Here is a 22,977-nt window from a genome sequence, read left to right as displayed (position 1 = left end):
GCCGAGCCGACCGATAACCGTCCGCATGACCGAACAACAACGATCACCGCATCATCCGGCCACCCGATCGCCCGCGCTGCGCGGCCTGCCGCGGCGCATGCGTGCCGCTTTGCCGGCCAGCACCCTGCGCCCGCTCGTGCTGGCCATGGCGGGCCTGTCGGTGAGCGTGCACGCGCAATATGGCGCGGGCTCGGCCATTCCGAACATCGACATCGCCGAGCCGGTGGTCACCCAGACCCCCGAGCCGCCACCGCCCGCGCCGGAAGCCGGCGCGCTGGTGCCGCGCCTGGACGAGGCGCCGCCAAAGGCCGCCACTTCCAGCGCAATCGGCATCGCGCCGGGTTCGACCCCGTCGAACCCCAACGCCCCGGCCTATGTCTCGGGCGACAGCCTGACCGGCTTCAGCGAGAAAGGCGTGGCGCTCGAGGGCAATGCCGAGCTGCGCCGCGACGGCGCCGTGGTCAAGGGCGACAAGGTGACCTATGACCAGGACACCGACGAGGCCCATGCCACGGGCAACGTGCGCCTGTCCAAGAGCGGCACGCTGGCCGTCGGCCCCGAGGCCAGGCTGCGTGTGGAGGCCAACGAGGGCTACATGCTCTCGCCCGACTACTATTTCCACCAGACCGGCGGCGCGGGCAGCGCGGAGCGCATCGACTTCATCGACCCGGACCGCAGCACGATGAAGAAGGCGTCGTACACGACCTGTTCGCCCGACAATGCCGACTGGTACTTCAGCGCGAACCGCATCGACATCGACAACGACCGCCAGGTGGGCACCGCCTACGGCGGCGTGCTGCGCTTCTTCAACGTGCCGATCGCCGGCGCGCCGGCGTTCTCGTTCCCGCTGAACGACGAGCGCCGCAGCGGGGTGCTGGCGCCGCTGATGGGGTACGGCTCCAAATCGGGTCTCGACCTGACGGTGCCGTACTACTTCAACCTGGCGCCGAACCGCGACCTGACGCTCTATCCGCGCCTGCTCAGCTCGCGCGGCGTGCAGTTGGGCGGCGACTACCGCTACCTTGGCGACGGCTACTCGGGCCGCCTGCGGGCCGAATTCCTGCCAGACGACCGGAAGGCCGAGCGCGACCGCTGGGCGTATTCGTTCCAGCACACCCAGCGGATCATTCCGGGCATGACGGCGTATGCCAACGTCAGCAAGGTGTCCGACGACCAGTACCCGGACGACCTGACGCGCTCGGTCTCGCAGTCCACGCTGCGCCAGTACACGCAGGAAGGCGGCGTGATCTACAACTGGCAGGACTTCACGTTCATGGCGCGGGTGCAGAAGTTCCAGACGCTGCGCCCCAGCGAGCCGTCCTACGAGCGCGAGCCGCAGGTGAACGGCCGCTACACGCGCTATGACTTCGGCGGCTTCGATATCTCGGTGGAAGCCGATTACACCCGCTTCCGGATCCCGCTGACGTCCACCGGCTTCCAGCAGCCCGAGGGTGACCGCGCCTTCATCCAGCCGGTGATCAGCTATCCGATCATCCGCCCGGGCTGGTTCGTGACGCCGAAGGTGATCTTCAACGCCGCGCAGTACAACATGGACGCCGGCACCAACACCACCGGCGCGCAGACCTCGTTCGGCCGCGCCATTCCCACGGTGAGCCTGGACTCGGGCATGGTGTTCGACCGCGCGGCGCCCGGCGTGAGCAAACTGTTCGGCGTGAACTACACCCAGACGCTGGAACCGCGCCTGTTCTACGTCTACACGCCGTTCCGCGACCAGAGCCAGTTCCCGCTGTTCGATACTGTCCAGTCAGATTTTGGCTACGGGCAGATCTTCAGCGAGAACGCGTTCACCGGTAATGACCGCATCGCCGACAACAACAAGCTCACGGCGGGCGTGACCACGCGCCTGATCGAGTCCGATACCGGCATCGAGCGCTTCCGCGGCACGCTGGCGCAGCGCGTGGACTTCACCGGCCAGCGCGTGCAGCTGACCGGCACGTCCACAGATACCAAGCCGAGCTATTCTGACTTGCTCGCAGCTACCACGATCCAGCTGTTCCGCGGCTACTATCTCGATGCGGGCATCCAGTACAGCCCCGAGGACAACCGCGTGAACTACTCGAACGTGGCGTTCGCCTGGCGGCCGGAGTCGCGCAAGCTGGTCAACGTGGGCTACCGCTACCGCCGGCCGACCTCGGTGACCGACAACTCGGCCATCGACCAGTTCGAGCTGTCGAGCCAGTGGCCGATCACGCGCCGCACCTACGGCATTGGCCGGGTGGCGTTCGACCAGACCGCCAACCAGCTGGTGGATGCGCTGGCCGGCATCGAATACGCCGCCGACTGCTGGGTGGGACGCGTGGTATACCAGCGTTTCCGCAACACCACGCAGGGCTATACCGGCCGGTTCTTCCTGCAGGTGGAATTCCGCGGGTTGTCCAAGATCGGTTCCAACCCGCTGGACATGCTGCGCCTGAACGTGCCGGGCTACGAGCCTGTTACCGCACGTCCGGTGCCCACGTCCCAGTACGATCACTATGAATGACGGACCAAGATGAAACGTCGAGCTCTTAACGCGCTGTCCCGTATGAATCGCCAGAACGCCTGCCAGCACCTGCTGCTGTCCGTGGTGCTCGCCACGCTCGCCGCGCCGGCGGCGGCCCAGCTCAAGGCGCCGGGTGGCCGCGCATCGGGCATCTTCCTGCCACAGGCCGGCCCGCAGACCGCCGCGCCGCCGAGCGAGCCGCAGATGGGCGTGCCGCAGCCGGGCCAGAAGCGCTCGCAGCTTGTCGATGAAGTGGTGGCGGTGGTCAACAACAGCGTGATCACGCGGCGCGAGCTGCTGGACCGCGCCGACGAGATCGAGAGCCAGCTGCGCGCGGCGCAGCGCGAGGTACCACCGCGCGCCGACCTGCTGGGCGAAGTGCTCGAGCGCCTGGTGATGGAGCGCGTGCAGACGCAGGCCGCGCAGGACGCCGGCATCCGCGTGACGGACCAGGAAGTGGACCGCGCCATCGAGTCGGTGGCGCAGCAGAACAAGCTGTCCGCCACCGAACTGCGCAGCCGTGTGGAAGCCAGCGGCATGAGCTGGACCAAGTATCGCGACGAACTCCGCAAGCAGGTGCAGGTGATTCGCCTGCGCGAGCGCGAGGTTGACTCCAAGGTGCAGGTCTACGACGGCGAGATCGACAATTACCTCGCCGCGCGCAAGGGCGGCGCCGCGCCGGCCGGACCGACCGAGTACAACGTGGCCCAGATCCTGATCCGCGTGCCCGAGAACGCGTCCGACGCCCAGAAGGCCGAGCTGAAGACCAAGGCCGAGGGCCTGCTGAAGCAGGCGCAGGGCGGGGCGGACTTCGCCGCGCTGGCCAAGGCCAACTCGGAAGCGCCCGAGGCGGCGCAGGGCGGCGCGCTCGGTTTCCGCGAGATCGGCCGCCTGCCGGCGCTGTTCGCCAACGCCGTGGTGGACCTCCAGCCCGGCGCACTGGTGCCCGAGGTGGTGGAGTCGGCCAACGGCTTCCACGTGATCCGGCTGATGGCCAAGCGCGCCGCGCCGGCCGCCGACCAGCCGCAGGCCAGCGAGCGCATCACGCAGACCCAGGTGCGCCACATCCTCGTGCGCACCGGCCCGAACATGCCCGAGGCCGAGGCACGTCGCCAGATGACGACGATGCGCGACCGCCTCACGCACGGCGGCGACTTTGCCGACTTCGCGCGGCGCTTCTCGCAGGACGGTTCGGCCCAGCAGGGCGGCGACCTGGGCTGGGTCTCGTCGGGCGAGCTGGTGCCCGAGTTCGAGCAGGCCATGAACCGGCTGCGTCCGGGCGAGATCTCCGAACCCGTGGTTACCCAGTTCGGCGTGCACCTGATCCAGGTGATGGATCGCCGCGAGACCGAGGTGTCGGCGGAGAAGCAGCGCGACTTCGCCCGTGCGGAAGTCCGGGAGCAGAAGCTGCGCGCCGCCTATGATGACTGGGTGCGCCAGCTTCGCAGCGCGGCGTACGTGGAATACCGCATCAACCGCCAGCGCTGATCCGCGGAAACCGCCGGCACCTTCCCCACCGCCCATCCATGCCCGACCCGCTTGCGCTAGCCATTACCACCGGAGAACCTGCCGGCATCGGCCCCGACATCACGATCGGGGCCCTGCTGCAGCTTGCCGGCAGCAATGGCAACCGCAACGGGCACTACCGCTTCCATGTGCTGGGGGATGCCCGTCTGCTGGCCAGCCGGGCCGCAGCGCTGGGCGTCGGGCATGCCTGGACCCGCCAGATCGGCGAGGGCGGGGTGGTGGTTGAGGATGTGCCGCTCGGCGTGCAGAGCGAGCCGGGCAGGCTTGACGCCCGCAACGGCCGCTTTGTGCTGGCGCTGCTCGATGCCGCCATCGACGGCCTGCAGGCCGGCAAATACGCGGCGATGATCACCGCGCCGGTGCAAAAGAGCACGATCAACGACGCGGGCGTGCCGTTCACCGGCCACACCGAATACCTGGCCGAGCGCGCCGCCGTGCCGCGCGTGGTGATGATGCTGGCCGGCCCGCAGCCCGCCCACGACAACGCCATGCTGCGCGTGGCGCTGGCCACCACCCACCTGCCGCTGCGCGCGGTGCCGGACGCACTCGACATCCCGATGCTGGTCGAGACGCTGACCATCGTCGATACCGACCTGCGCCGCCACTTCGGCATCGCCCGGCCGCGCATCCTGGTGACGGGCCTCAACCCGCACGCGGGCGAGAGCGGCCACATGGGGCGCGAGGAAATCGACGTGATCGCCCCCGCGCTGGCCCAGGCCTGCGATGCCGGCATCGACGCCCGCGGCCCCTATCCGGCCGACACGCTGTTCCAGCCGCGCCATCTGCGCGACGCGGACTGCGTGCTGGCGATGTACCATGACCAGGGACTGGCGCCGCTCAAGTACGGTACCTTCGGGCACGGCGTGAACATCACGCTGGGCCTGCCCTTTATCCGCACCTCGGTGGACCACGGCACCGCGCTCGACCTGGCCGGCACCGGCCGCGCCGAGCACGGCAGCATGATCGAGGCCATCCGCAGTGCCATTACCATGGCTGGCCACGCCAACGGGCGCCACCACGACGGCAATGCCGGCGTGTGGCCCGCCACCCGCTGACGGCCAGCCGCAGACACCATGCGTTCAAACGTGCACCAGGGCCATGTGGCCCGCAAACGATTCGGACAGAACTTTCTGGTCGATGACGGCATCATCCACGGCATCGTCGGCGCGATCGATCCGCAACCGAATGACATCGTGGTCGAGATCGGCCCGGGCCTCGGCGCGCTGACCGACCCGCTGCTCGAGCGCCTGCCGCAGATGCAGGTGGTGGAGCTGGACCGCGACCTCGTGGACCGCCTGCGCCGCCGCTATAGCGACCGGCTGGTCGTGCACGCCGGCGACGCGCTGGCGTTCGACTTTGGCAAGCTGCACGAGACCGGCCGCCCGCTGCGCATCGTCGGCAACCTGCCGTACAACATTTCCAGCCCGCTGCTGTTCCACCTGATGGACTACGCGGACCAGGTGCGCGACCAGCACTTCATGCTCCAGAAGGAAGTGGTGGAGCGCATGGTGGCGGAGCCGGGCAGCAAGGCCTTCGGGCGGCTGTCGATCATGCTCCAGGTGCGCTACCACATGGAACATGTGCTTGATGTGCCACCCGGATCGTTCAATCCGCCGCCCAAGGTCGATTCCGCCGTGGTGCGCATGATCCCGTGGCCGCGTGGCGAGGATGGCCGGCTGCGCTCGCCGTACCCCGCCTGCGACGCGGGCGTGCTCGGCGACGTGGTGACCGCCGCGTTCTCGCAGCGCCGCAAGGTGCTGCGCAACACGCTCTCGTTCCTGCGCGACCAGGTGGACTTCGACAAGCTCGGCTTCGACCTCGGCCGCCGCGCCGAGGAAGTGCCCGTGGCCGAGTATGTCGAACTGGCGCGCACCGTCGGCGACAGCGCCGCGCCCCGCGCGCGCGGCGTGGCCTGATTCCCCCGCAGTTTTCCGAATTTTCCGAATTTTCCGAATATCTCGAAGTTCCAGCGACGCTTATGACCGCCAACACGCCAACCGCGAAAACCGACCCGCGTCCCGTCATCCTGACCGGTGACCGTCCCACCGGCCCGCTGCACCTGGGCCACTTCGTCGGCTCCCTCAAGAGCCGCGTCGCCCTGCAGGACTCGCACAAGCAGTACGTGCTGCTGGCGGACACGCAGGCCATGACCGACAACGCGCACGATCCGGACAAGGTGCGCCGCAACGTGCTGGAGGTGGCGCTGGACTACCTGGCCGTCGGCATCGACCCGGCCAAGACCACGATCACGGTGCAGTCCCACCTGCCCGCGCTGGCCGAACTGACGCTGATGTACCTGAATTTCGTCACGGTGGCGCGGCTCGAGCGCAACCCGACGATCAAGGAAGAGATCCAGGCGCGCGGGTTTGGCCGCGACATCCCGGCGGGCTTCCTGTGCTATCCGGCCTCGCAGGCCGCGGACATCACCGGCTTCAAGGCCGTGCTGGTGCCGGTGGGCGAGGACCAGGCGCCGTTGATCGAGCAGACCAACGAAATCGTGCGCCGGATCAACCATCAGGTGGGCCGTGACGTGCTGCCCGAGGCCGCCGCGCTGATCCCCAAGCATGGCCGCCTGCCGGGTGTCGATGGCAAGGCCAAGATGAGCAAGTCGCTGGGCAACGCGATTCCGCTGGGCGCTTCGCCCGAGCAGATCAAGGAAGCGGTGCACCGCATGTACACCGACCCGAACCACCTGAAGGTGTCCGATCCGGGCCAGGTGGAGGGCAATGTCGTGTTCACCTACCTCGATGCGTTCGACCCGAACGTGGAGGAAGTGACCGAGCTGAAGGACCACTACCGCCGTGGCGGCCTGGGCGACATGGTGCTCAAGCGGCGTGTGGAAGGCATCCTGCAGGAGATGCTGCGCCCGATCCGCGAGCGCCGCGAGGAACTGGCCAAGGACCCGGGCTATGTGTTCGAGATCCTGCGCAAGGGCACGGCCGAAGCGCGCGAACTGACCCAGCAGACGCTGGAAGAGGTGCGCGACGCGCTGGGCATGTTCTCGTTCCCGCGCTAAGTCGTTCGACAGCAGGCACCTGGCATCAGGCCAGGTGCCTGCTGGTGCCTCAGCTCTTCCGGTTCACCAGCACGATCCCCAGCAGCACCAGCACCGCCGCCGCGCCGAAGCGCAGGCCCACGGCGTCGTGCATCAGCAGCACCCCGAAGGCCACGCCGAACAGCGGTGTCAGGAACGAGAACACCGACAGCCGCGACGCCAGGTACTGCCTGAGCAGCCAGAACCAGGTCAGGTAGCTCGCAAACGCGATCAGCACCGACTGGTAGAACAGGCTTGCCACCACCATCCCGTTGACTTCCACCCGCCCGGCCTGACCCGCCGCCAGCGCCATCGCCAGCAGCAGCACCGCCGAGACCGCCAACTGGTACAGCAGCGTCTTGCTGGCCGGGGCGCTGGAGAGCGAACTGGCGCGCACGACGATGGTCGTGGCCGCCCAGAGCGCGCCGGCTACCACGCCCAGCGCGTCGCCGAGCAGGGTGCTGGCGTGGGCCGAGGGGGCCACGATGCCATCGACAAAGGCCAGCGCCATGCCGCAGAACGCCAGCACCACGCCCAGCCACTGGCCGCGCCGCAGGTGCTCGCCGGGCACGAAGAGGTGCAGGCCCAGCGCGGTGAAGATCGGCGCGGTGTAGAGGAACACGGCCATGCGCGAGGCGGTGGTGTGGCCCAGCCCGACGAAGATGCAGAAGAATTCGGCGCCGAACAGCAGCCCGGCCACCAGCCCCGGGCGCAGCGTGCCGTCGCGCTGCCACAGCGGCGTGCCGCGCCAGGACGCGAAGGCGAACACCAGCAGCGCCGCAATCGCCGAGCGCACGCCGGCCTGGAGCACGGCGCCCATCAGCGGCGCCGTCACCTTGATCACCACCTGTTGCAGGCCCCAGGCGGCGCACAGCAACACCATCAGGCCGATGGCCGTGCCGTCCAGCGGGCGCCGCAGGGCATGCGTGCTCATCGCGCCGGCTTACGGGCGCGACGCGTCGCGCGTCGAATGCCGCTCGATCAGCTCGATCTTGTAGCCGTCCGGGTCCTCGACGAAGGCGATCACCGTGGTGCCGCCCTTGACCGGACCGGCCTCGCGCGTGACCTTGCCGCCCGCCGCGCGAATGCGCTCGCAGGCCGCCGCCGCGTCTGGGGTTTCCAGCGCGATGTGGCCGTAGGCGGTGCCCAGGTCGTACTGGTCCACGCCGTAGTTGTAGGTCAACTCCAGCACGGCCGTCTCGCTCTCGGGGCCGTAGCCGACGAACGCCAGGCGGTACTTGTATTCGGGGTTGTCGCTCTCGCGCAGCAGCTGCATGCCGAGCACGCGCGTGTAGAAGTCGATGGAGCGCTGGTAGTCGCCAACGCGGAGCATGGTGTGGAGGAGTCGCATGGGGAGCCTTTTTCTGGAATTCGTAGGATTGCGAGGCCGTATTTTAGTCCGGATGGCGCGGCCTCGCCGGCGGCTCCCCGCCTCGCCGGGCGTCAGAACGTCGGCAGCAGCTCGGGCGGATGCGCGCGTAGCTGGGCGCGGGCGTCGCGGAACTCGGGAAAGATCGATTCCACGGTCTCCCAGAAACGCGGGCCGTGGTTCATTTCCTTGAGGTGCGCCAGTTCGTGCGCGGCCACGTAGTCGATCATCGACAGCGGGAAATGCATGAGCCGCCAGTTCAGGCGGATCTTGCCGTCGGCGGTGCAGCTGCCCCAGCGCGTGGCGGCCGAGGTCAGCGCGAAGCCGGTGTGGCGCACGCCGAGCTTGTCGGCGTAGATTTCCAGGCGCTCCACCAGCAGGCGGCGCGCCTGGTGCTGGAGCCAGCCCTGCACGCGGTCCTTGATCTGCTGCTCGTCGGCATGCGTGGGCAGGGCCAGGTGCAGCACGCGCGTGTCGGCGTTGAACAGCAGCGCGCCGGCCGGCGAATCGAGCTGGAGCGTGATCGGCTTGCCCAGGAACGGCAGGCTCGCGCCCTCGCGCCATTGCACCGTGGGCAGCACGCGGCGGGCCTCGCGGTGGCGCCACTCGCCCAGCTTGTTGAAGATCCAGCGCTGCTTTTCGAGGATGGCCGATTCGATATCGGTCAGCGTGACCCAGCGCGGCGCCGTGATCGACAGCCCGCGGTCATCCACGGTAAAGCCGATGGTGCGCCGCGACGAGCGCTTGAGCGAGTAATGGAGCATGCGCTCGCCCACGTGCAGCGTGCGGCCGTTGGGCGGGGCGGGCGGCCAGGTGTCGGCCGGGGGCGTGTCCAGCGAGGGCGCCAGCAAGGCGGCATCCGCCGGGATCGATGACGGGGCAGGGCTGGGCGCGGCCTCCGCGAGCGGCAGTTCGAGCTGCGCGCCGGGGTTGTCGGGAGTGGGACGCAGCAGCTTCATGCGGCGGCTTCGCTGGCGGTGCGGCGATAGCTCTCGGGATCGATCCGGCGCATCTCGGCCTCGATCCACGCTTCCACTTCCTGGTTCAGCACGTCGGCGGTCTTGTTGGCCGACGGGATCGGCATGCCGATCGAGATCGTGATCAGGCCGGGGTACTTCAGGAAGGAGTTACGCGGCCAGACGCGGCCGGAGTTGACCGCCATCGGGATCACCCAGGCGCCGGTCTCCACGGCCAGCCGGGCGCCGCCGCTCTTGTAGCGCGGGTTCTCCTGGCCGGCGCGCGTGCGCGTGCCTTCGGGGAACATGATGATCCAGGCGCCTTCGGAGAGCCGCTCGCGGCCCTGGCGCGCGGCCGAGGCGAACGCGCGCGTGCCTTCCTTGCGGTTGATGTGGACCATCTTGAGCATGCCCAGCGCCCAGCCGAAGAACGGCACGAACAGCAGCTCGCGCTTGAACACGAAGCACAGCGGCTTGGGCATCAGCGCCACGTAGGCCACGGTTTCCCAGGCGGACTGGTGCTTGGAGAGCAGCACCACGGGCTTGTCGAGCATGGCGTGCATGCGCTCCATGCCCTCGATGCGGTAGCGGATGCCGCAGATCAGGCGGGCGGCCCAGATCACCAGCAGCGGCCAGCCGCGCACGAAGCGGAAGCGCCGGTCGGCGTTCATGAACGGGAAGGCGATGAAGCAGGCGCACGCGTAGGGCGGCGTGAGCACGATCAGGTACAGCGCGAACAGCAGGGAACGGATAAAGGTCATCAGTGTGGCCGGAATTCAGGGGGCGCTGGGCGCGGGTGACGAAAACGCCTTATGGGCGCCGTCGCCGGCAATCAGCCAGCGGGCGAACGCAGCCAGGTCGTCGTGGATGCGCGTGCCGGCGGGCAGCGTGCCCTTGTCGCGCGTCTTGACGCCCTTGCCGGTCAGGACCAGATGGGGGATGCAGCCAACCGCCACGCCGGCTTCGAGGTCGCGCAGGGAGTCGCCCACCACGGGCACGCCGCGCAGCTCCAGGCCGAAGCGCTCGCCGATCTGCTCGAACAGGCCCGACTTGGGCTTGCGGCAGTCGCAGTTGTCGGCAGCCGTGTGCGGGCAGAAGAACACCGCCTCCACGCGCCCGCCCAGGTTGGCCAGCCCCTTGTACAGCTTCTCGTGCATGGCATTCAGCGCGCTCATCTCGAACAGGCCGCGCCCGATGCCGGACTGGTTGCTCGCGATCACCACGCGGTAGCCGGCCTGGTTCAGCGCGGCGATGGCCTCCAGGCTGCCCGCGATCGGCACCCATTCGTCGGGCGTCTTGATGAAGTGGTCGCTGTCGAGGTTGACCACGCCGTCGCGGTCGAGGATCACAAAGCGGGGCTGGGACTGTGGCATCGCAGGGCTCCGGTCAGGCGGCCAGCTTGGAGATGTCCGCCACGCGGTTGGCCAGCGTGTGCAGCGTGGCCAGCAGCGCAAGCCGGTTCGCGCGCAGGCGCGCGTCCTCGGCCATCACCATCACGTCGTTGAAGAAGCGGTCCACGGCGTCGCGGAGCTGGGCCAGGTCGCGCAGGGCGCCGGTGAAGTCGCCGCCGGCGAAGGCCGCTTCCACACCCGGACGCACGCGTTCGATGGCGGCGTGCAGCGCGCCCTCGGCGTCTTCCTGGAACAGCGCCGTGTCGACCGTGCCGATGGCTTCGTCGGTCTTGCGCAGGATGTTGGTGATGCGCTTGTTGGCGGCGGCCAGCGCCTCGGCCTCGGGCAGCGCGGCGAAGGTGCGCACGGCTTCCATGCGGCCCAGCACGTCATGCAGCTGCTGCGGGCGCAGGCTCACCACGGCTTCCACCTCGTTGGTGGTGTAGCCCTTGTCCTTGAGGTAGCCGCGCACGCGGTCGAACAGGAAATCGGTGATGGCCTCGCGCGCCGGCTTGACGGCGGCGATGCCCGCGAACGCCTGCTCGGTCAGCGCCAGCAGGGTGTCCAGCGGCACCGCCAGCGGGCGCTCGATCAGCATGCGCAGGATGCCCAGCGCGTGGCGGCGCAGCGCGAACGGGTCCTTCTCGCCGGTGGGCTGGAGGCCGATGCCCCAGATGCCGACCAGCGTCTCGAGCTTGTCGGCCAGCGCCACGGCGGTGCTGACGGCCCCCTCGGGCAGCGCGTCACCGGCAAAGCGCGGGCGATAGTGTTCCGAGCACGCCAGCGCCACCTCGTCGGCCTCGTCGTCATGACGCGCGTAGTAGGTGCCCATCGTGCCCTGGAGTTCGGGGAACTCGCCGACCATGTCGGTCAGCAGGTCCGCCTTGGCCAGTTCGGCGCCACGCATGGCGGCAGCCTTGTCCACGGCCACGCCGTGGGCGTTCATCGCGTCGGCAATATGGCCGGCGATCTGCTGCAGGCGCTGCACGCGGTCCAGCTGGCTGCCGATCTTGTTGTGGTAGACCACGTTGCCGAGCTGTGCCACGCGCGAGGCCAGCGTCTTCTTGCGATCCTGGTCGAAGAAGAACTTGGCGTCCGCCAGGCGCGGGCGCACCACGCGCTCGTTGCCGGTGATGATCGACTCGGGCGTCTCGGTGGCCAGGTTCGACACGATCAGGAAGCGGTTGCGCAGGTGGCCGGCGGCGTCGGTCAGCGCGAAATACTTCTGGTTGGTCTGCATGGTCAGGATCAGGCATTCCTGCGGCACGGCCAGGAAGGCTTCCTCGAAGTGGCAGGGATAGACCACCGGCCACTCGACCAGCGAGTTCACTTCGTCCAGCAGGGCGTCCGGCATGACCACCTGGTCGGCGCCGGCTGCCTTGAGCAGGGCGGTGCGGATGCGCTCGCGGCGGTCGGCATAGCTCGCCACCACGCGGCCCTTGTTCTCCAGCAGCGTGGCGTATTCCGCCGCGTGCGGGATCTCGATGCTGCCCGCCGACAGGAAGCGGTGGCCCTGCGTGACATTGCTGGCCGCCAGGCCGAGCACGGACACCGGCACGATCTCGGCGCCGAACAGCGCGATCAGGCTGTGCGCGGGGCGCACGAAGTGCACCGTGGTGCCGTCCGGGCGCTGGTAGCTCATCAGCTTCGGAATCGGCAGTTTGCCGAGCGCCTCGTCCAGCGCGGCCTGGAGGCCGTCGGCCAGCGTGGCCCCACGGGCGGTGTAGCGGTAGAACAGCGCCTCGGCCTTGCCGTCGGAGGCGCGTTCCAGCGTCTGCCAGTCGATCTCGGCCACGCCGACGGACTTGGCCAGCGCGGCCAGTTTCTTGCCGAGCGGGGCGGTGGGGGCGCCGTTGGCGTCCAGCGCCACGGAGACGGGCAGGACCTTCTCGCGCTGCTCGCGGTCGGGGGCGCCGCGGCGCACGCCGGTCACCAGTGCGGCCAGGCGGCGAGGCGTGGCGAACGGGGTCACGCTGGCGCCGGCCTCGAGCAGGTCGCGCGCGCGCAGGCCGTCAGTCAGGCCTTGCGCGAAGGCATCGCCCAGGCGGGCGAGCGCCTTGGGCGGCAGCTCTTCGGTGAACAGTTCGATCAGCAGCGAATCGGTCATGGGTTGCGACATGAATCGTATCCAACGGGTATGAAAGGCGCGCGCTGTCAGCAGCGCGGCGCGAGATTGGGTTCCACGCCAGACAGCAGCCACAGGCCGTTCTGCTGGCGGAATTGCAGCGTGGTGTAGGCGCACTGCGCCACCACGCCGGAGGCGCCACGGGCGCCGGCGGCCGGAAAGCGTGCGTCGATGCGCTGCTGGCGGCGGTCATAGCGGATTTCGTCGATCCGTCCGCCCACCCAGAAATCGATCTTCTGCGGCAACTGCGCCGCTGAATAATAGTTGCGGACGGTGCGGCGCGAGCGGCCGTTGCGCTCTTCCCACGTGGCCCACTGCAGCGGGTAGCGGATGGCGCTCTCGTAGGTGCGCAGCGGCACGCGGTGCCAGCCGAGGTCGCGCGAGCCGGACAGGTCGCACGAGAACGAGCGCACCAGTTGCGTCCACTGGTCGATGCTCGCCAGCGACGGCTTCCAGTGCCGGGCGATGGCCTGCTGGAGCGCCTGCGGGTCGGCCTCGCAGATATTGGTGAGGTCGGCCGGCAGGTATAGCGCCTGCGGCACCGGGGTGGCGGCTGCGCGGGCGGCTGCCTGCGCGGCGCCGGACGCCAGCAGCCCGCCCAGCGACACCAGCGCCGCCAGCCACTTCAGGATGCCCGGCGCGGCGGGCATGCGTGCGCCGCGCACGCGCGAGGTCATGCGCGGGCCCCGTTGCCGCACATCGGGAAGCCGAGCGCTTCGCGCGAGTCGTAGTAGGCCTGCGCCACCTGACGCGACAGATTGCGGATCCGGCCGATGTAGGCCGCGCGCTCGGTCACGGAAATCGCGCCCCGGGCGTCGAGCAGGTTGAAGGTGTGTGCTGCCTTGAGCACCTGTTCGTAGGCCGGCAGCGCCAGACGCACGCCGGAATCCTTCTTCTGGCCGTCTTCGGTGGTCTCGCCCGTATCACCCATCAGCCGGCGGGCCTCGCCCTCGTGCTCGGAGAAATGGCGGAACAGGATCTCGGTGTTGCTGTGCTCGAAGTTGTAGGTGGACTGCTCCACCTCGTTCTGGTGATAGACGTCGCCATAGGTCAGGCGGCGCGTCTCGCCGTTCTCGACCCACTCGGTCCAGACCAGGTCATAGACGTTCTCCACCTTCTGGAGGTACATCGCCAGCCGTTCGATGCCATAGGTGATCTCGCCGGTGATGGGCTTGCAGTCGATGCCGCCCACCTGCTGGAAGTAGGTGAACTGGGTCACTTCCATGCCGTTGAGCCAGACTTCCCAGCCCAGGCCCCAGGCGCCGAGCGTGGGGTTCTCCCAGTCGTCCTCGACGAAGCGGATGTCGTTCTGCTTGAGGTCCAGCCCCAGCGCCTCCAGCGAGCCCAGGTACAGGTCGAGGATGTTCTCGGGCGCGGGCTTCAGCACCACCTGGTACTGGTAGTAGTGCTGCAGGCGGTTCGGGTTCTCGCCATAGCGGCCATCCTTGGGGCGCCGCGACGGCTGCACGTAGGCCGCGCGCCAGGGCTCGGGGCCGATCGCGCGCAGGAACGTGTGCACATGCGACGTCCCGGCGCCGACCTCCAGATCGATCGGTTGCAGCAACGCGCAACCCTGCCGGTCCCAGTAGGCCTGCAGGGTAAGAATCATTTGTTGGAAGGTCAGCATAGGAAGACGAAAAAGAAAGCCGCCGGCAAGTGCACGAGCGGTCTCGTGCCAGGATTGCCAAACCCTGAATTCTATCGGGTTTTGGCCACAAGCCGACCGGAACAGGGGGCAATCCCGTACGTTGTGTCACGAAACGGGCCCCGGCGGCGGTGTCGGGCTTTCGCAACGGGTCGGGTAAATCCTGACACGCCATTCAGAACCCGCCGATAGGTGCCGATACTATTTTTGTATACAGTGGAACTACGCAGCCGCTTCAAAGCGCGCGGCTCCCGGGCAGCCTCCTCAGGGGGACAACCGCTCATAAAAGGTGTCCGGGCAACGATAACTTTTGGGGATTGGTCATGACGCTGCTTTCTCGCAAACCATATATTGTCGCCCTGGCCGTGATGGCCGCCGCAGCCGCGGTATCGGTAGCGACGTCGGTCCTGGGCTGATCCGCCCCGGGCCGTAAAGAAAACGGGCCCTTGGCCCGTTTTTTTCTTTGGCGATGGATTGGCGATGCGGCTCGCCGCTATGGGCGTGCCCGCCGCCGCGCGCCGAACGCCAGCGCGAGCACGGCCAGGCAGGCCGCCAGCGCCGGCACATTGCCCCAGCGCACGAAGGGGGTGAGCCCCTGCGTGCCCTGCACGGTGGCCGCCAGCGTGCCGAGCTGGAAGGTCGGCAGCCGCGCCTGTACCGAACCATCGGGCTTTACCACGGCCGTCATGCCGGTATTGGTCGCGCGCAGCATCGGGCGGCGCGTCTCCAGGGCGCGCATCCGCGAGATCTGGAGATGCTGGTCCAGCGCGATGGTGTCGCCGAACCATGCCAGATTCGTCACATTCGCCAGCATATTGGCCGGGGAAGGCTGCTGGCGCAGGGTGGCGGCGATTTCCTCGCCGAACAGATCCTCGTAGCAGATATTCGGCGCCACATGGATGCCGCGTACTGGCACCGCCGGCTGGTCCAGCCCGCCGCGCCGGAAGTCGCCGAGCGGCATCTTCATCATGTCCACGAACCAGTGGAACCCGAGCGGGATGAACTCGCCGAACGGCACCAGATGGTGCTTGTTATAGCGATAAAGCGTGGGCTGTTCGGGCCCGATGGCGAACACGCTGTTGGTGAAGTCGACCGGTGAATCGGCCCCGGCCGCGCCGAACAGCACCGTGGTGCCAGTGGACTCCATGTACCGGCGCACCGCTTGGGCGATATCCACCGGCAGTTCCTGGAGGATCACCGGAAACGCGGTCTCGGGCGTGACCACGAGGTCCGCCGGCTCTGCCGTGATCAGGTCGCGGTACAGCTCCAGCGAGCGCTGGATGCCCACCGGCTCGAACTTGATGTCCTGCGCGACGTTGCCCTGGAGCAGCCGCACCGAGATCGGCTGGCCAATGGGCGTGGTCCAGGCGATGGGGGCCAGCGCGAAACCCAGCGCGGGCAGGCCGATGGCGAGGGCCAGCGCCGTGCCAAGCCGGCCACGCGTGCCGGTGTCTGGCGTGGCGGAGCGGCGCAGGGCGGCGCGTACCGCCGTGACCAATAGCGCGGCCACGGCCGCAGCCAGCGCGGTAATGCCGTACACGCCGATCAGCGGGGCGAAGCCCGCGAGCGGCCCGTCGGTATGGGGGTAGCCGCTGCCCAGCCACGGGAAGCCCGTGAACACCACGCCGCGCAGCCACTCGCTCAGCGCCCAGGTGGCGCCGAACGCCAGCGCCGGCAGCACGCCGTGGCGCCCGCGCTGGGTCAGCCAGTGCCAGGCGCCGCCGGCCAGCGCGGGCCAGATCGACAGATAGCCGGCAAACAGCACCACGGCCAGCGCGGCCATCCAGGCCGGCATCTCGCCGTAGACATGCATGCTGATATAGAGCCACCAGATCCCGGACAGGAACCAGCCCAGCCCGAACGCGTAGCCCGTGGCGGCCGCCGCGCGCGGGCGCGGGGCATCGGCCAGCAGCGCGACCAGCCCGGCCATCGACAGGATCTGGAGCCACCACCAGTCATGGGGCGCGAACGCCTGCGTGTGGGCGATGCCGAGCGTTGCCGCCATCAGCAGCCGGAACACAGCGGTAGCGGACCCGGCGCGGCGGCCGGTTTGCCGGGCGCTCGCCGTGCTGGCGGCGCCGGCCTGGACTTCGCGCGTCATGCGTCGGCCACGGCCAGGTGGTCGGTCGCCTCGCGGCGCACCTGCAGCAGATGCACCTGCCGCGCGTCGGCGCGCAGCACTTCGAAGCGGAGTGGTGGCAAAGTGATGATTTCGCCACGATGGGGCACGTGCCCCAGATGATTGGTCAGCAAGCCACCCACGGTGTCCACGTCGTCATCGGGGAAGGCGGTGCCGAAGGCTTCGTTGAACTGCTCGATCTCGGTCAGCCCGTGCACGCGCCAGGCGCCGTCTGCGGTCGGCAGGATCTTGTCGTGGTCCTCGTCGAGGTCGAATTCGTCCTCGATGTCGCCCACGATCTGCTCCAGCACGTCCTCGATCGTCACCAGCCCCGCCACGCCGCCGTATTCGTCCACGACGATGGCGATGTGGTTGCGGTTGATCCGGAACTCGCGCAGCAGGATGTTGAGCCGCTTGGACTCGGGGATGAACACGGCCGGGCGCAGCGTTTCGCGCAGGTCGAACGTGTCGTCGGTGTAGTAGCGCAGCAGGTCCTTGGCCAGCAGGATGCCGATGATGTTGTCGCGGCTGCCTTCGTAGACCGGAAAGCGCGAGTGCGCCGTCTGCTGCATGAAGGGGATGAACGTCTCGGGCGCGTCGGCGATGTTGACGGCGTCCATCTGGGCGCGGGGCACCATGATGTCGCGGGCGGTCAACTCGGAGACCTGGAACACGCCCTCGATCATCGAGAGCGAATCGGCGTCGATCAGGTTACGCTCATGCGCTTCCTGGAGCACTTCCAGTAGTTCGGCGCGCGTGTCCGGCTCAGGGGAAATGAAATCGGAAAGTCGTTCGAGAAGGGACCGTGGGCGATCCGCCTGCTTGTGATTGGCAGGTTTCGAACTGGGATAGGGGTCGTTCATGTCGCGGCTTAGCGCGTGGTGGAGATCGTCTGAAGCATACACTAAAAGGATTCCCGCCCCGTGACAGGGGGTGCCGTGGCGCACAAAGGTGGCGCACACGGCACTTCAGGGGATACCCCGCTTCAGCGATCCTCGCGCACCGGCAGGTACGGATCGGCGTAGCCGAGCGCCTGGAGCGTCTCCGTCTCGATCGCCTCCATTTCCTCGGCCTCGCCGTCATCCTCGTGCTCGTAGCCCTGGGCGTGCAGCACGCCATGGACGATCAGGTGCGCGTAGTGGGCGTCGAGCGGCTTCTTCTGTTCTCTGGCTTCGGCTTCCACCACCGGGCAGCACAGCACGATATCGCCGGTTACCGGGTCGTCGGCGTGCTCCGCGTAGGCGAAGGTCAGCACATTGGTCGCGTAGTCCTTGCCGCGATAGGTGCCATTCAGCGTGCGGCCCTCTTCCTCGTCGACGAATCGGATGGTCAGGGCGGCATCGGCGAACAGCGCCGAGCGCACCCATTTGCCGATCTGCTTGGCGGACGGCATGCCGGCGCGCTTGCGCACGCCATCGCCGTACTGGATATCGAGCTCGACGTCCGGCGGCGTGGCCGGGGTGCCGGTGGTGGTCACAAGTGGCGTAGCCGTCACGGCGACCGATACGGCGTCGTGGTTGTCCGGGCGCACCAGCAGGCCGGCCTGCTGGCGGGTGTCGGTGTGTTCGGCCAGCAGGGCCACCACGCCGTCGGCGGCCTGGGACAGGTCCACGGTCAGGCTGCGCCCATCGGGCAGTTGCACGCGCAGCGCGTGCGCGGCGCTCTTGCGCGCGCGGCCGTCGGCATCGAACAGGATGAGGCTGGCGGCGGGAGACTTCTTGGTCAAGATCAGGCGTCCTTGTGCTGGGCGTGGAATTCGTCATAAGCGTCGACGATGCGCGCCACCAGCGGATGGCGCACCACGTCGGCGCTGGAAAAGCGCGTAAACGCGACGCCGCGCACATCGCGCAGCACGTGCTGGGCTTCCACCAGGCCGCTTTTCTGCCCGCGCGGCAGGTCGATCTGGGTGGTGTCGCCGGTAATCACGGCCTTGGCGCCGAAGCCGATCCGCGTCAGGAACATCTTCATCTGTTCCGGCGTGGTGTTCTGGGCTTCGTCGAGGATGATGAACGCGTGGTTCAGCGTGCGGCCACGCATGTAGGCCAGCGGCGCTACCTCGATCATCTGGCGCTCGAACATCTTCTGCGTGCGGTCGAACCCGAGCAGGTCGTACAGGGCGTCGTAGAGCGGGCGCAGGTAGGGGTCCACCTTCTGGGCGAGGTCGCCCGGCAGGAAGCCGAGCCGCTCGCCGGCCTCCACGGCGGGGCGGGTCAGCACGATGCGCTTGACGGCATCGCGCTCGAGCGCGTCCACGGCGCAGGCCACGGCGAGGTAGGTCTTGCCCGTGCCGGCCGGGCCGATGCCCAGGGTCAGGTCGTGCGCGAGGATATGGCGCAGGTACTCGCGCTGCGTGGCGGTGCGGCCCTGCAGGCCGGTGCGGCGCGTGTGCAGCACCGGGGAGTCGTCCAGCCCGCGCGGGTCTTCCTCGCCATTGGCGTAGCCGCTGGCCGTGGTCTCGGGCAGGTAGGCGCCGTGCGCGGAGATCTGGCGCGATTCCACCAGTCCGAGCTGGATGTCGTCGATCGACAGCGCCACGCGGGAGTCGTTATAGAAGCGCTCCAGCGCCAGCGCGGCGTCCTGGGCGCGCGCGCCGCGCACCGTCATGCGATGGCCGCGGCGCTGGATCGTCACGTCGAGCGCCTGCTCGATCTGGCGCAGGTTCTCGTCGAGCGGCCCGCACAGGTTCTGGAGCCGCGCGTTGTCGTCCTTGGGTGCAACGAATTCCGCCGTCTGGATTTTCATGGAGGTCCTTACTGGCGCACCACGATCTCGCCGCGCAGCGAGTGCGGGAACGCCTGCGTGATGCTGACATCGACCATCTGGCCGATCATCTGGTCGCGCCGCGCCTGCGGTACGCCGGGCAGCGCGAAGTTGACCACGCGGTTGTTCTCGGTGCGGCCGTGCAGCTCGGTGGGGTCCTTGCGGGCCGGTCCTTCCACGAGGATGCGCTGCACCGTGCCGACCATGCCCTGGCTGATGCGCTGCACGTTTTCCTCGATGGCGGCCTGCAGCCGCTGGAGGCGGCGCAGCTTCACGTCATGCGGGGTGTCGTCGTGCAGGTTGGCCGCCGGCGTGCCGGGGCGCGGGCTGAAGATGAACGAGAACGAGGTGTCGTAGCCGACTTCCTCGATCATCGACATCAGCTTCTCGAAGTCGGCATCGGTCTCGCCGGGGAAGCCGACGATGAAGTCGGACGACATCGACATGGTCGGCCGGATCGCCCGCAAGCGGCGAATAATGCTCTTGTACTCGAGCGCGCTGTAGCCGCGCTTCATCGCCATCAGGATGCGGTCCGAGGCATGCTGCACGGGCAGGTGGAGGTGGTTCACCAGCTTGTCGCAGCGCGCGTACAGCTCCACCAGCCGCGAGGTGAATTCCTTCGGATGGCTGGTGGTGTAGCGGATGCGCTCGATGCCGGGGATCTCGGCCACGTATTCGATCAGCAGGGCGAAATCGGCGATTTCCGTCGTGCCGCCCATGGCGCCGCGATAGGCGTTGACGTTCTGGCCGAGCAGCGTGACTTCGCGCACGCCCTGGTCGGCCAGGCCGGCCACTTCGGCCAGCACGTCCTCGAACGGGCGGGAGACTTCCTCACCGCGCGTGTAGGGCACCACGCAGTAGCTGCAGTACTTCGAGCAGCCTTCCATGATCGAGACGAACGCGCTCGGGCCGTCCACCTTGGCGGGCGGCAGGTGGTCGAACTTCTCGATCTCGGGGAAGGAAATATCGACCTGGGACTGGCCGGTGCGGCGGCGGCGATCGATCAGGTCCGGCAGGCGGTGCAGCGTCTGCGGGCCGAACACCACGTCCACGTAGGGCGCGCGGGAGACGATGGTGGCGCCTTCCTGGCTGGCCACGCAGCCGCCTACGCCGATCACGAGGTCCGGCTTGGCGGCCTTGAGCGCCTTCATGCGGCCCAGCTCGGAGAACACCTTCTCCTGGGCCTTCTCGCGCACGGAGCATGTGTTGAAGAGGATGACGTCGGCGTCTTCGACGTTGTCGCAGGGCTCCATGCCCTGCGTGGCGTTGAGTACGTCCACCATCTTGTCCGAGTCATACTCGTTCATCTGGCAGCCGTACGTCTTCACAAATACTTTTTTCATGGTGCCGGTCTCAGTGGTTTACCTGGGGGCATCAGGGTTTGCTTCTGCTTCTGGGGACAACGCGGCCGGGGGCGGCCGCCTGCTACGTTTTACGGTCGTTTCTCAGCTTAATGCGAGGCCTTCCATTCCTTGACCTCGGCATCGGTCAGCACCCAGGCGGTCTGGAGCTGGCCGTAAAGGTCCAGCTTGTAGCGCACCGGGAGCTTCTTGCCGGCGATAACCACCGGGTTCAGCAGCTGTGTTTCCGTGCTGAAGACCCGCAGGCCGGGCGCCGTGGCCACCGTCTTGCTGTCGAGCTTGGCGGTCAGCGGCGTGGAGGCCGTGGGCATCGCCATCACCATCCGCGCCATCGGCGCATCGGCCGGAATCACGCGGACCGGAGTGCCGGCCACGGGCACGTCCTGGGCCAGTGCGGCCGCGCCGGGCAAGGCCAGGGCGGCGGCAACCACCGCCGGGAACACGGACTGACGCGTCAGGGAGAACCGCAAGGACATGATGACTCCGGCTTCGGGTGGACTGGTGAGGGAATGGCGCCGCCGCGCGGCATGCGCACGGGCCGGGCAACCCGGCATTCTACCCGCTTCGCCCGCCTTGCACCCCCTTTGGGAGGGTATCGGGCGCCCGGTGTGGCGAGATCCGGACACCCCGGCTGCCCCGGAGCCGTGGGTCGTTGGGGTGGATCTGGCATCACCCCGTCGCCGGCGGGGTATGGGGGAGCGTATGGGGAGGGCGCCGGGCTGGTACACTACGGCCCTTCTCCCACCGGAGGCGGGGGCAATCGGCCCGTCCCACCGGGACCTGACCCCCTTCGGGGTGCTTCAGGTTCGGTTCCCTACCCATGCCGCCCTGCGATTGGCGCAATCCCTTGCGTGACGGGCGGCTGAAGCGTCATTTCATGTCTTTTTCCGATCTAGGCTTGTCCGACAAGCTGGTGCGTGCCGTGGCCGAACAGGGCTACACCACGCCGACCCCGATTCAGGCGCAGGCCATTCCTGCCATTCTCAAAGGTGGCGACCTGCTCGCCGGCGCCCAGACCGGCACCGGCAAGACCGCGGGCTTCACGCTGCCGATGCTGCAGCTGCTGGGCGAATCCGCCGCCCGCAATCCGGCCCCGCGCGGCGCCCGCATGCCAGTGCGCGCACTGGTGCTGACCCCCACGCGTGAGCTTGCCGCCCAGGTGGAGGAGAGCGTCCGCAACTATGGCAAATACCTGAAGCTGCGCTCGATGGTGATGTTCGGCGGCGTGGGCATCAACCCGCAGATCGAGGCCCTCAAGCGCGGCGTCGATATCGTCGTGGCCACGCCGGGCCGGCTGCTTGACCACGTGTCGCAGCGCACCATCGACCTCTCCCAGGTGGAACTGCTGGTGCTGGACGAAGCCGACCGCATGCTCGACATGGGCTTCATCCACGATATTCGCAAGATCCTGAATATCCTGCCGGCCAAGCGCCAGAACCTGCTGTTCTCGGCCACGTTCTCGGACGATATCCGCGCGCTGGCTGACCGGCTGCTGAACAACCCGGCCTCGATCGAGGTGGCCCGCCGCAACACCACGGCGGAAACCGTGGCGCAGCGCGCCTACCCAGTGGACCGCGAACGCAAGCGCGAACTGCTGGCCCATCTGGTGCGCGAGCACGACTGGCACCAGGTGCTGGTCTTCACGCGCACCAAGCACGGCGCCAACCGGCTGGCCGAGCAGTTGACCAAGGACGGCCTGTCCGCGCTGGCGATCCACGGCAACAAGAGCCAGTCGGCGCGTACGCGCGCGCTGTCCGAGTTCAAGGCCGGCACGCTGCGGCTGCTGGTGGCCACCGATATCGCCGCGCGCGGCATCGACATTGACCAGCTGCCCCACGTGGTCAACTTCGACCTGCCGAACGTGCCCGAGGACTATGTGCACCGTATCGGCCGTACGGGCCGCGCCGGCGCCGAGGGCGAGGCGATCTCGCTGGTCTGCGTGGACGAACACGGCCTGCTGCGCGATATCGAGCGACTGATCAAGCGCCAGATCGAACAGACCATCCTGCCGGGCTTCGAAGTGGACCCGAGCATCGTGGCCGAGCCGATCCAGAAGGGCCGCCAGCAACGTGGTGGCGGCGGTGGTGGCCAGGGCGCAGGCCGTGGCCAGCGCCCGCCGGCCCAGGCCAAGCCCCGGGGCGAGGGCGGCGAACGCCGTCAGGAACGCGCCCCGAAGCCTGCCGCGCC

General features: G+C 68.3%; 20 protein-coding genes. 6 read left to right on the top strand and 14 right to left on the bottom strand.

What is annotated here, in order from left to right; all coding sequences use genetic code 11:
* Positions 1-25: 25 nt before the first annotated feature.
* The 5 genes from KHO18_RS14375 to trpS all read left to right on the top strand — a co-directional run bounded on the left by KHO18_RS14375 (position 26) and on the right by trpS (position 7,046).
* Positions 26-2,503, top strand: a complete 2,478-nt coding sequence (locus KHO18_RS14375) for an LPS-assembly protein LptD (protein WP_144197231.1) — start codon at positions 26-28, stop codon at positions 2,501-2,503.
* A 9-nt stretch (positions 2,504-2,512) separates the two neighbouring features.
* Positions 2,513-3,991 (top strand): peptidylprolyl isomerase, encoded by a 1,479-nt coding sequence (locus tag KHO18_RS14370; RefSeq protein WP_144197232.1) that lies wholly within the window; start codon positions 2,513-2,515, stop codon positions 3,989-3,991.
* A 38-nt stretch (positions 3,992-4,029) separates the two neighbouring features.
* A complete protein-coding gene (gene pdxA, locus KHO18_RS14365) occupies positions 4,030-5,085 on the top strand; it encodes a 4-hydroxythreonine-4-phosphate dehydrogenase PdxA (protein WP_211943420.1) in 1,056 nt (351 codons plus the stop codon).
* 18 nt (positions 5,086-5,103) lie between these two features.
* Complete coding sequence (gene rsmA, locus KHO18_RS14360) at positions 5,104-5,946, top strand: 16S rRNA (adenine(1518)-N(6)/adenine(1519)-N(6))-dimethyltransferase RsmA (protein ID WP_144197234.1); 843 nt, start codon at positions 5,104-5,106, stop codon at positions 5,944-5,946.
* 62 nt (positions 5,947-6,008) lie between these two features.
* Positions 6,009-7,046, top strand: a complete 1,038-nt coding sequence (trpS, locus tag KHO18_RS14355; protein ID WP_144197235.1) for a tryptophan--tRNA ligase — start codon at positions 6,009-6,011, stop codon at positions 7,044-7,046.
* Between the two features lie 49 nt (positions 7,047-7,095).
* Here trpS and KHO18_RS14350 read toward each other — a convergent pair whose 3' ends face one another.
* The 14 genes from KHO18_RS14350 to KHO18_RS14285 all read right to left on the bottom strand — a co-directional run bounded on the left by KHO18_RS14350 (position 7,096) and on the right by KHO18_RS14285 (position 21,266).
* Positions 7,096-7,998 (bottom strand): DMT family transporter, encoded by a 903-nt coding sequence (locus KHO18_RS14350; RefSeq protein ID WP_144197236.1) that lies wholly within the window; start codon positions 7,996-7,998, stop codon positions 7,096-7,098.
* A gap of 9 nt (positions 7,999-8,007) precedes the next feature.
* Positions 8,008-8,415 (bottom strand): lactoylglutathione lyase, encoded by a 408-nt coding sequence (gene gloA / locus KHO18_RS14345; protein WP_092291943.1) that lies wholly within the window; start codon positions 8,413-8,415, stop codon positions 8,008-8,010.
* A gap of 92 nt (positions 8,416-8,507) precedes the next feature.
* Positions 8,508-9,392 carry a M48 family metallopeptidase gene (locus KHO18_RS14340; RefSeq protein ID WP_144197237.1) on the bottom strand — a complete coding sequence of 295 codons (885 nt, stop codon included), beginning with the start codon at positions 9,390-9,392 and terminating at the stop codon, positions 8,508-8,510.
* Positions 9,389-10,150, bottom strand: a complete 762-nt coding sequence (locus tag KHO18_RS14335; protein WP_144197238.1) for a lysophospholipid acyltransferase family protein — start codon at positions 10,148-10,150, stop codon at positions 9,389-9,391. The genes KHO18_RS14340 and KHO18_RS14335 overlap by 4 nt, the downstream gene beginning before the upstream one ends.
* Positions 10,151-10,165: 15 nt before the next feature.
* Complete coding sequence (gmhB, locus tag KHO18_RS14330; RefSeq protein ID WP_211943419.1) at positions 10,166-10,762, bottom strand: D-glycero-beta-D-manno-heptose 1,7-bisphosphate 7-phosphatase; 597 nt, start codon at positions 10,760-10,762, stop codon at positions 10,166-10,168.
* Positions 10,763-10,775: 13 nt separating this feature from the next.
* Positions 10,776-12,899 carry a glycine--tRNA ligase subunit beta gene (gene glyS / locus KHO18_RS14325; RefSeq protein ID WP_144197240.1) on the bottom strand — a complete coding sequence of 708 codons (2,124 nt, stop codon included), beginning with the start codon at positions 12,897-12,899 and terminating at the stop codon, positions 10,776-10,778.
* A gap of 35 nt (positions 12,900-12,934) precedes the next feature.
* Positions 12,935-13,582 (bottom strand): hypothetical protein, encoded by a 648-nt coding sequence (locus KHO18_RS14320; protein WP_377731481.1) that lies wholly within the window; start codon positions 13,580-13,582, stop codon positions 12,935-12,937.
* Positions 13,579-14,532 carry a glycine--tRNA ligase subunit alpha gene (gene glyQ / locus KHO18_RS14315; RefSeq protein ID WP_144197241.1) on the bottom strand — a complete coding sequence of 318 codons (954 nt, stop codon included), beginning with the start codon at positions 14,530-14,532 and terminating at the stop codon, positions 13,579-13,581. Before glyQ ends, KHO18_RS14320 begins: the two co-directional genes overlap by 4 nt.
* 511 nt (positions 14,533-15,043) lie before the next feature.
* On the bottom strand, positions 15,044-16,651 hold the full coding sequence (gene lnt, locus KHO18_RS14310; protein ID WP_144197242.1) for an apolipoprotein N-acyltransferase: 1,608 nt from the start codon (positions 16,649-16,651) through the stop codon (positions 15,044-15,046).
* Positions 16,648-17,532: an HlyC/CorC family transporter gene (locus KHO18_RS14305; RefSeq protein ID WP_144197243.1), complete on the bottom strand. Its 885-nt coding sequence runs from the start codon at positions 17,530-17,532 to the stop codon at positions 16,648-16,650. Before KHO18_RS14305 ends, lnt begins: the two co-directional genes overlap by 4 nt.
* Positions 17,533-17,654: 122 nt before the next feature.
* Positions 17,655-18,395: an rRNA maturation RNase YbeY gene (gene ybeY / locus KHO18_RS14300; protein ID WP_144197244.1), complete on the bottom strand. Its 741-nt coding sequence runs from the start codon at positions 18,393-18,395 to the stop codon at positions 17,655-17,657.
* Between the two features lie 2 nt (positions 18,396-18,397).
* Positions 18,398-19,411: a PhoH family protein gene (locus KHO18_RS14295; protein WP_144197245.1), complete on the bottom strand. Its 1,014-nt coding sequence runs from the start codon at positions 19,409-19,411 to the stop codon at positions 18,398-18,400.
* 8 nt (positions 19,412-19,419) lie between these two features.
* Positions 19,420-20,772, bottom strand: a complete 1,353-nt coding sequence (miaB, locus tag KHO18_RS14290) for a tRNA (N6-isopentenyl adenosine(37)-C2)-methylthiotransferase MiaB (protein ID WP_211943418.1) — start codon at positions 20,770-20,772, stop codon at positions 19,420-19,422.
* 107 nt (positions 20,773-20,879) lie between these two features.
* Positions 20,880-21,266: a hypothetical protein gene (locus KHO18_RS14285; protein WP_211943417.1), complete on the bottom strand. Its 387-nt coding sequence runs from the start codon at positions 21,264-21,266 to the stop codon at positions 20,880-20,882.
* A 401-nt stretch (positions 21,267-21,667) separates the two neighbouring features.
* On the opposite strand from KHO18_RS14285, the gene KHO18_RS14280 reads away from it, so the two are divergent.
* Positions 21,668-22,977: DEAD/DEAH box helicase (locus KHO18_RS14280; protein ID WP_211943416.1), on the top strand; the 1,310-nt coding region annotated here is incomplete at its 3' end.

Source organism: Cupriavidus campinensis, from assembly GCF_905397395.1.
GTDB classification, from domain to species: Bacteria; Pseudomonadota; Gammaproteobacteria; order Burkholderiales; family Burkholderiaceae; genus Cupriavidus; species Cupriavidus campinensis.
Note: the sequence above shows the minus strand (reverse complement) of the source record. Positions and strands in the feature narration are given on the sequence as shown.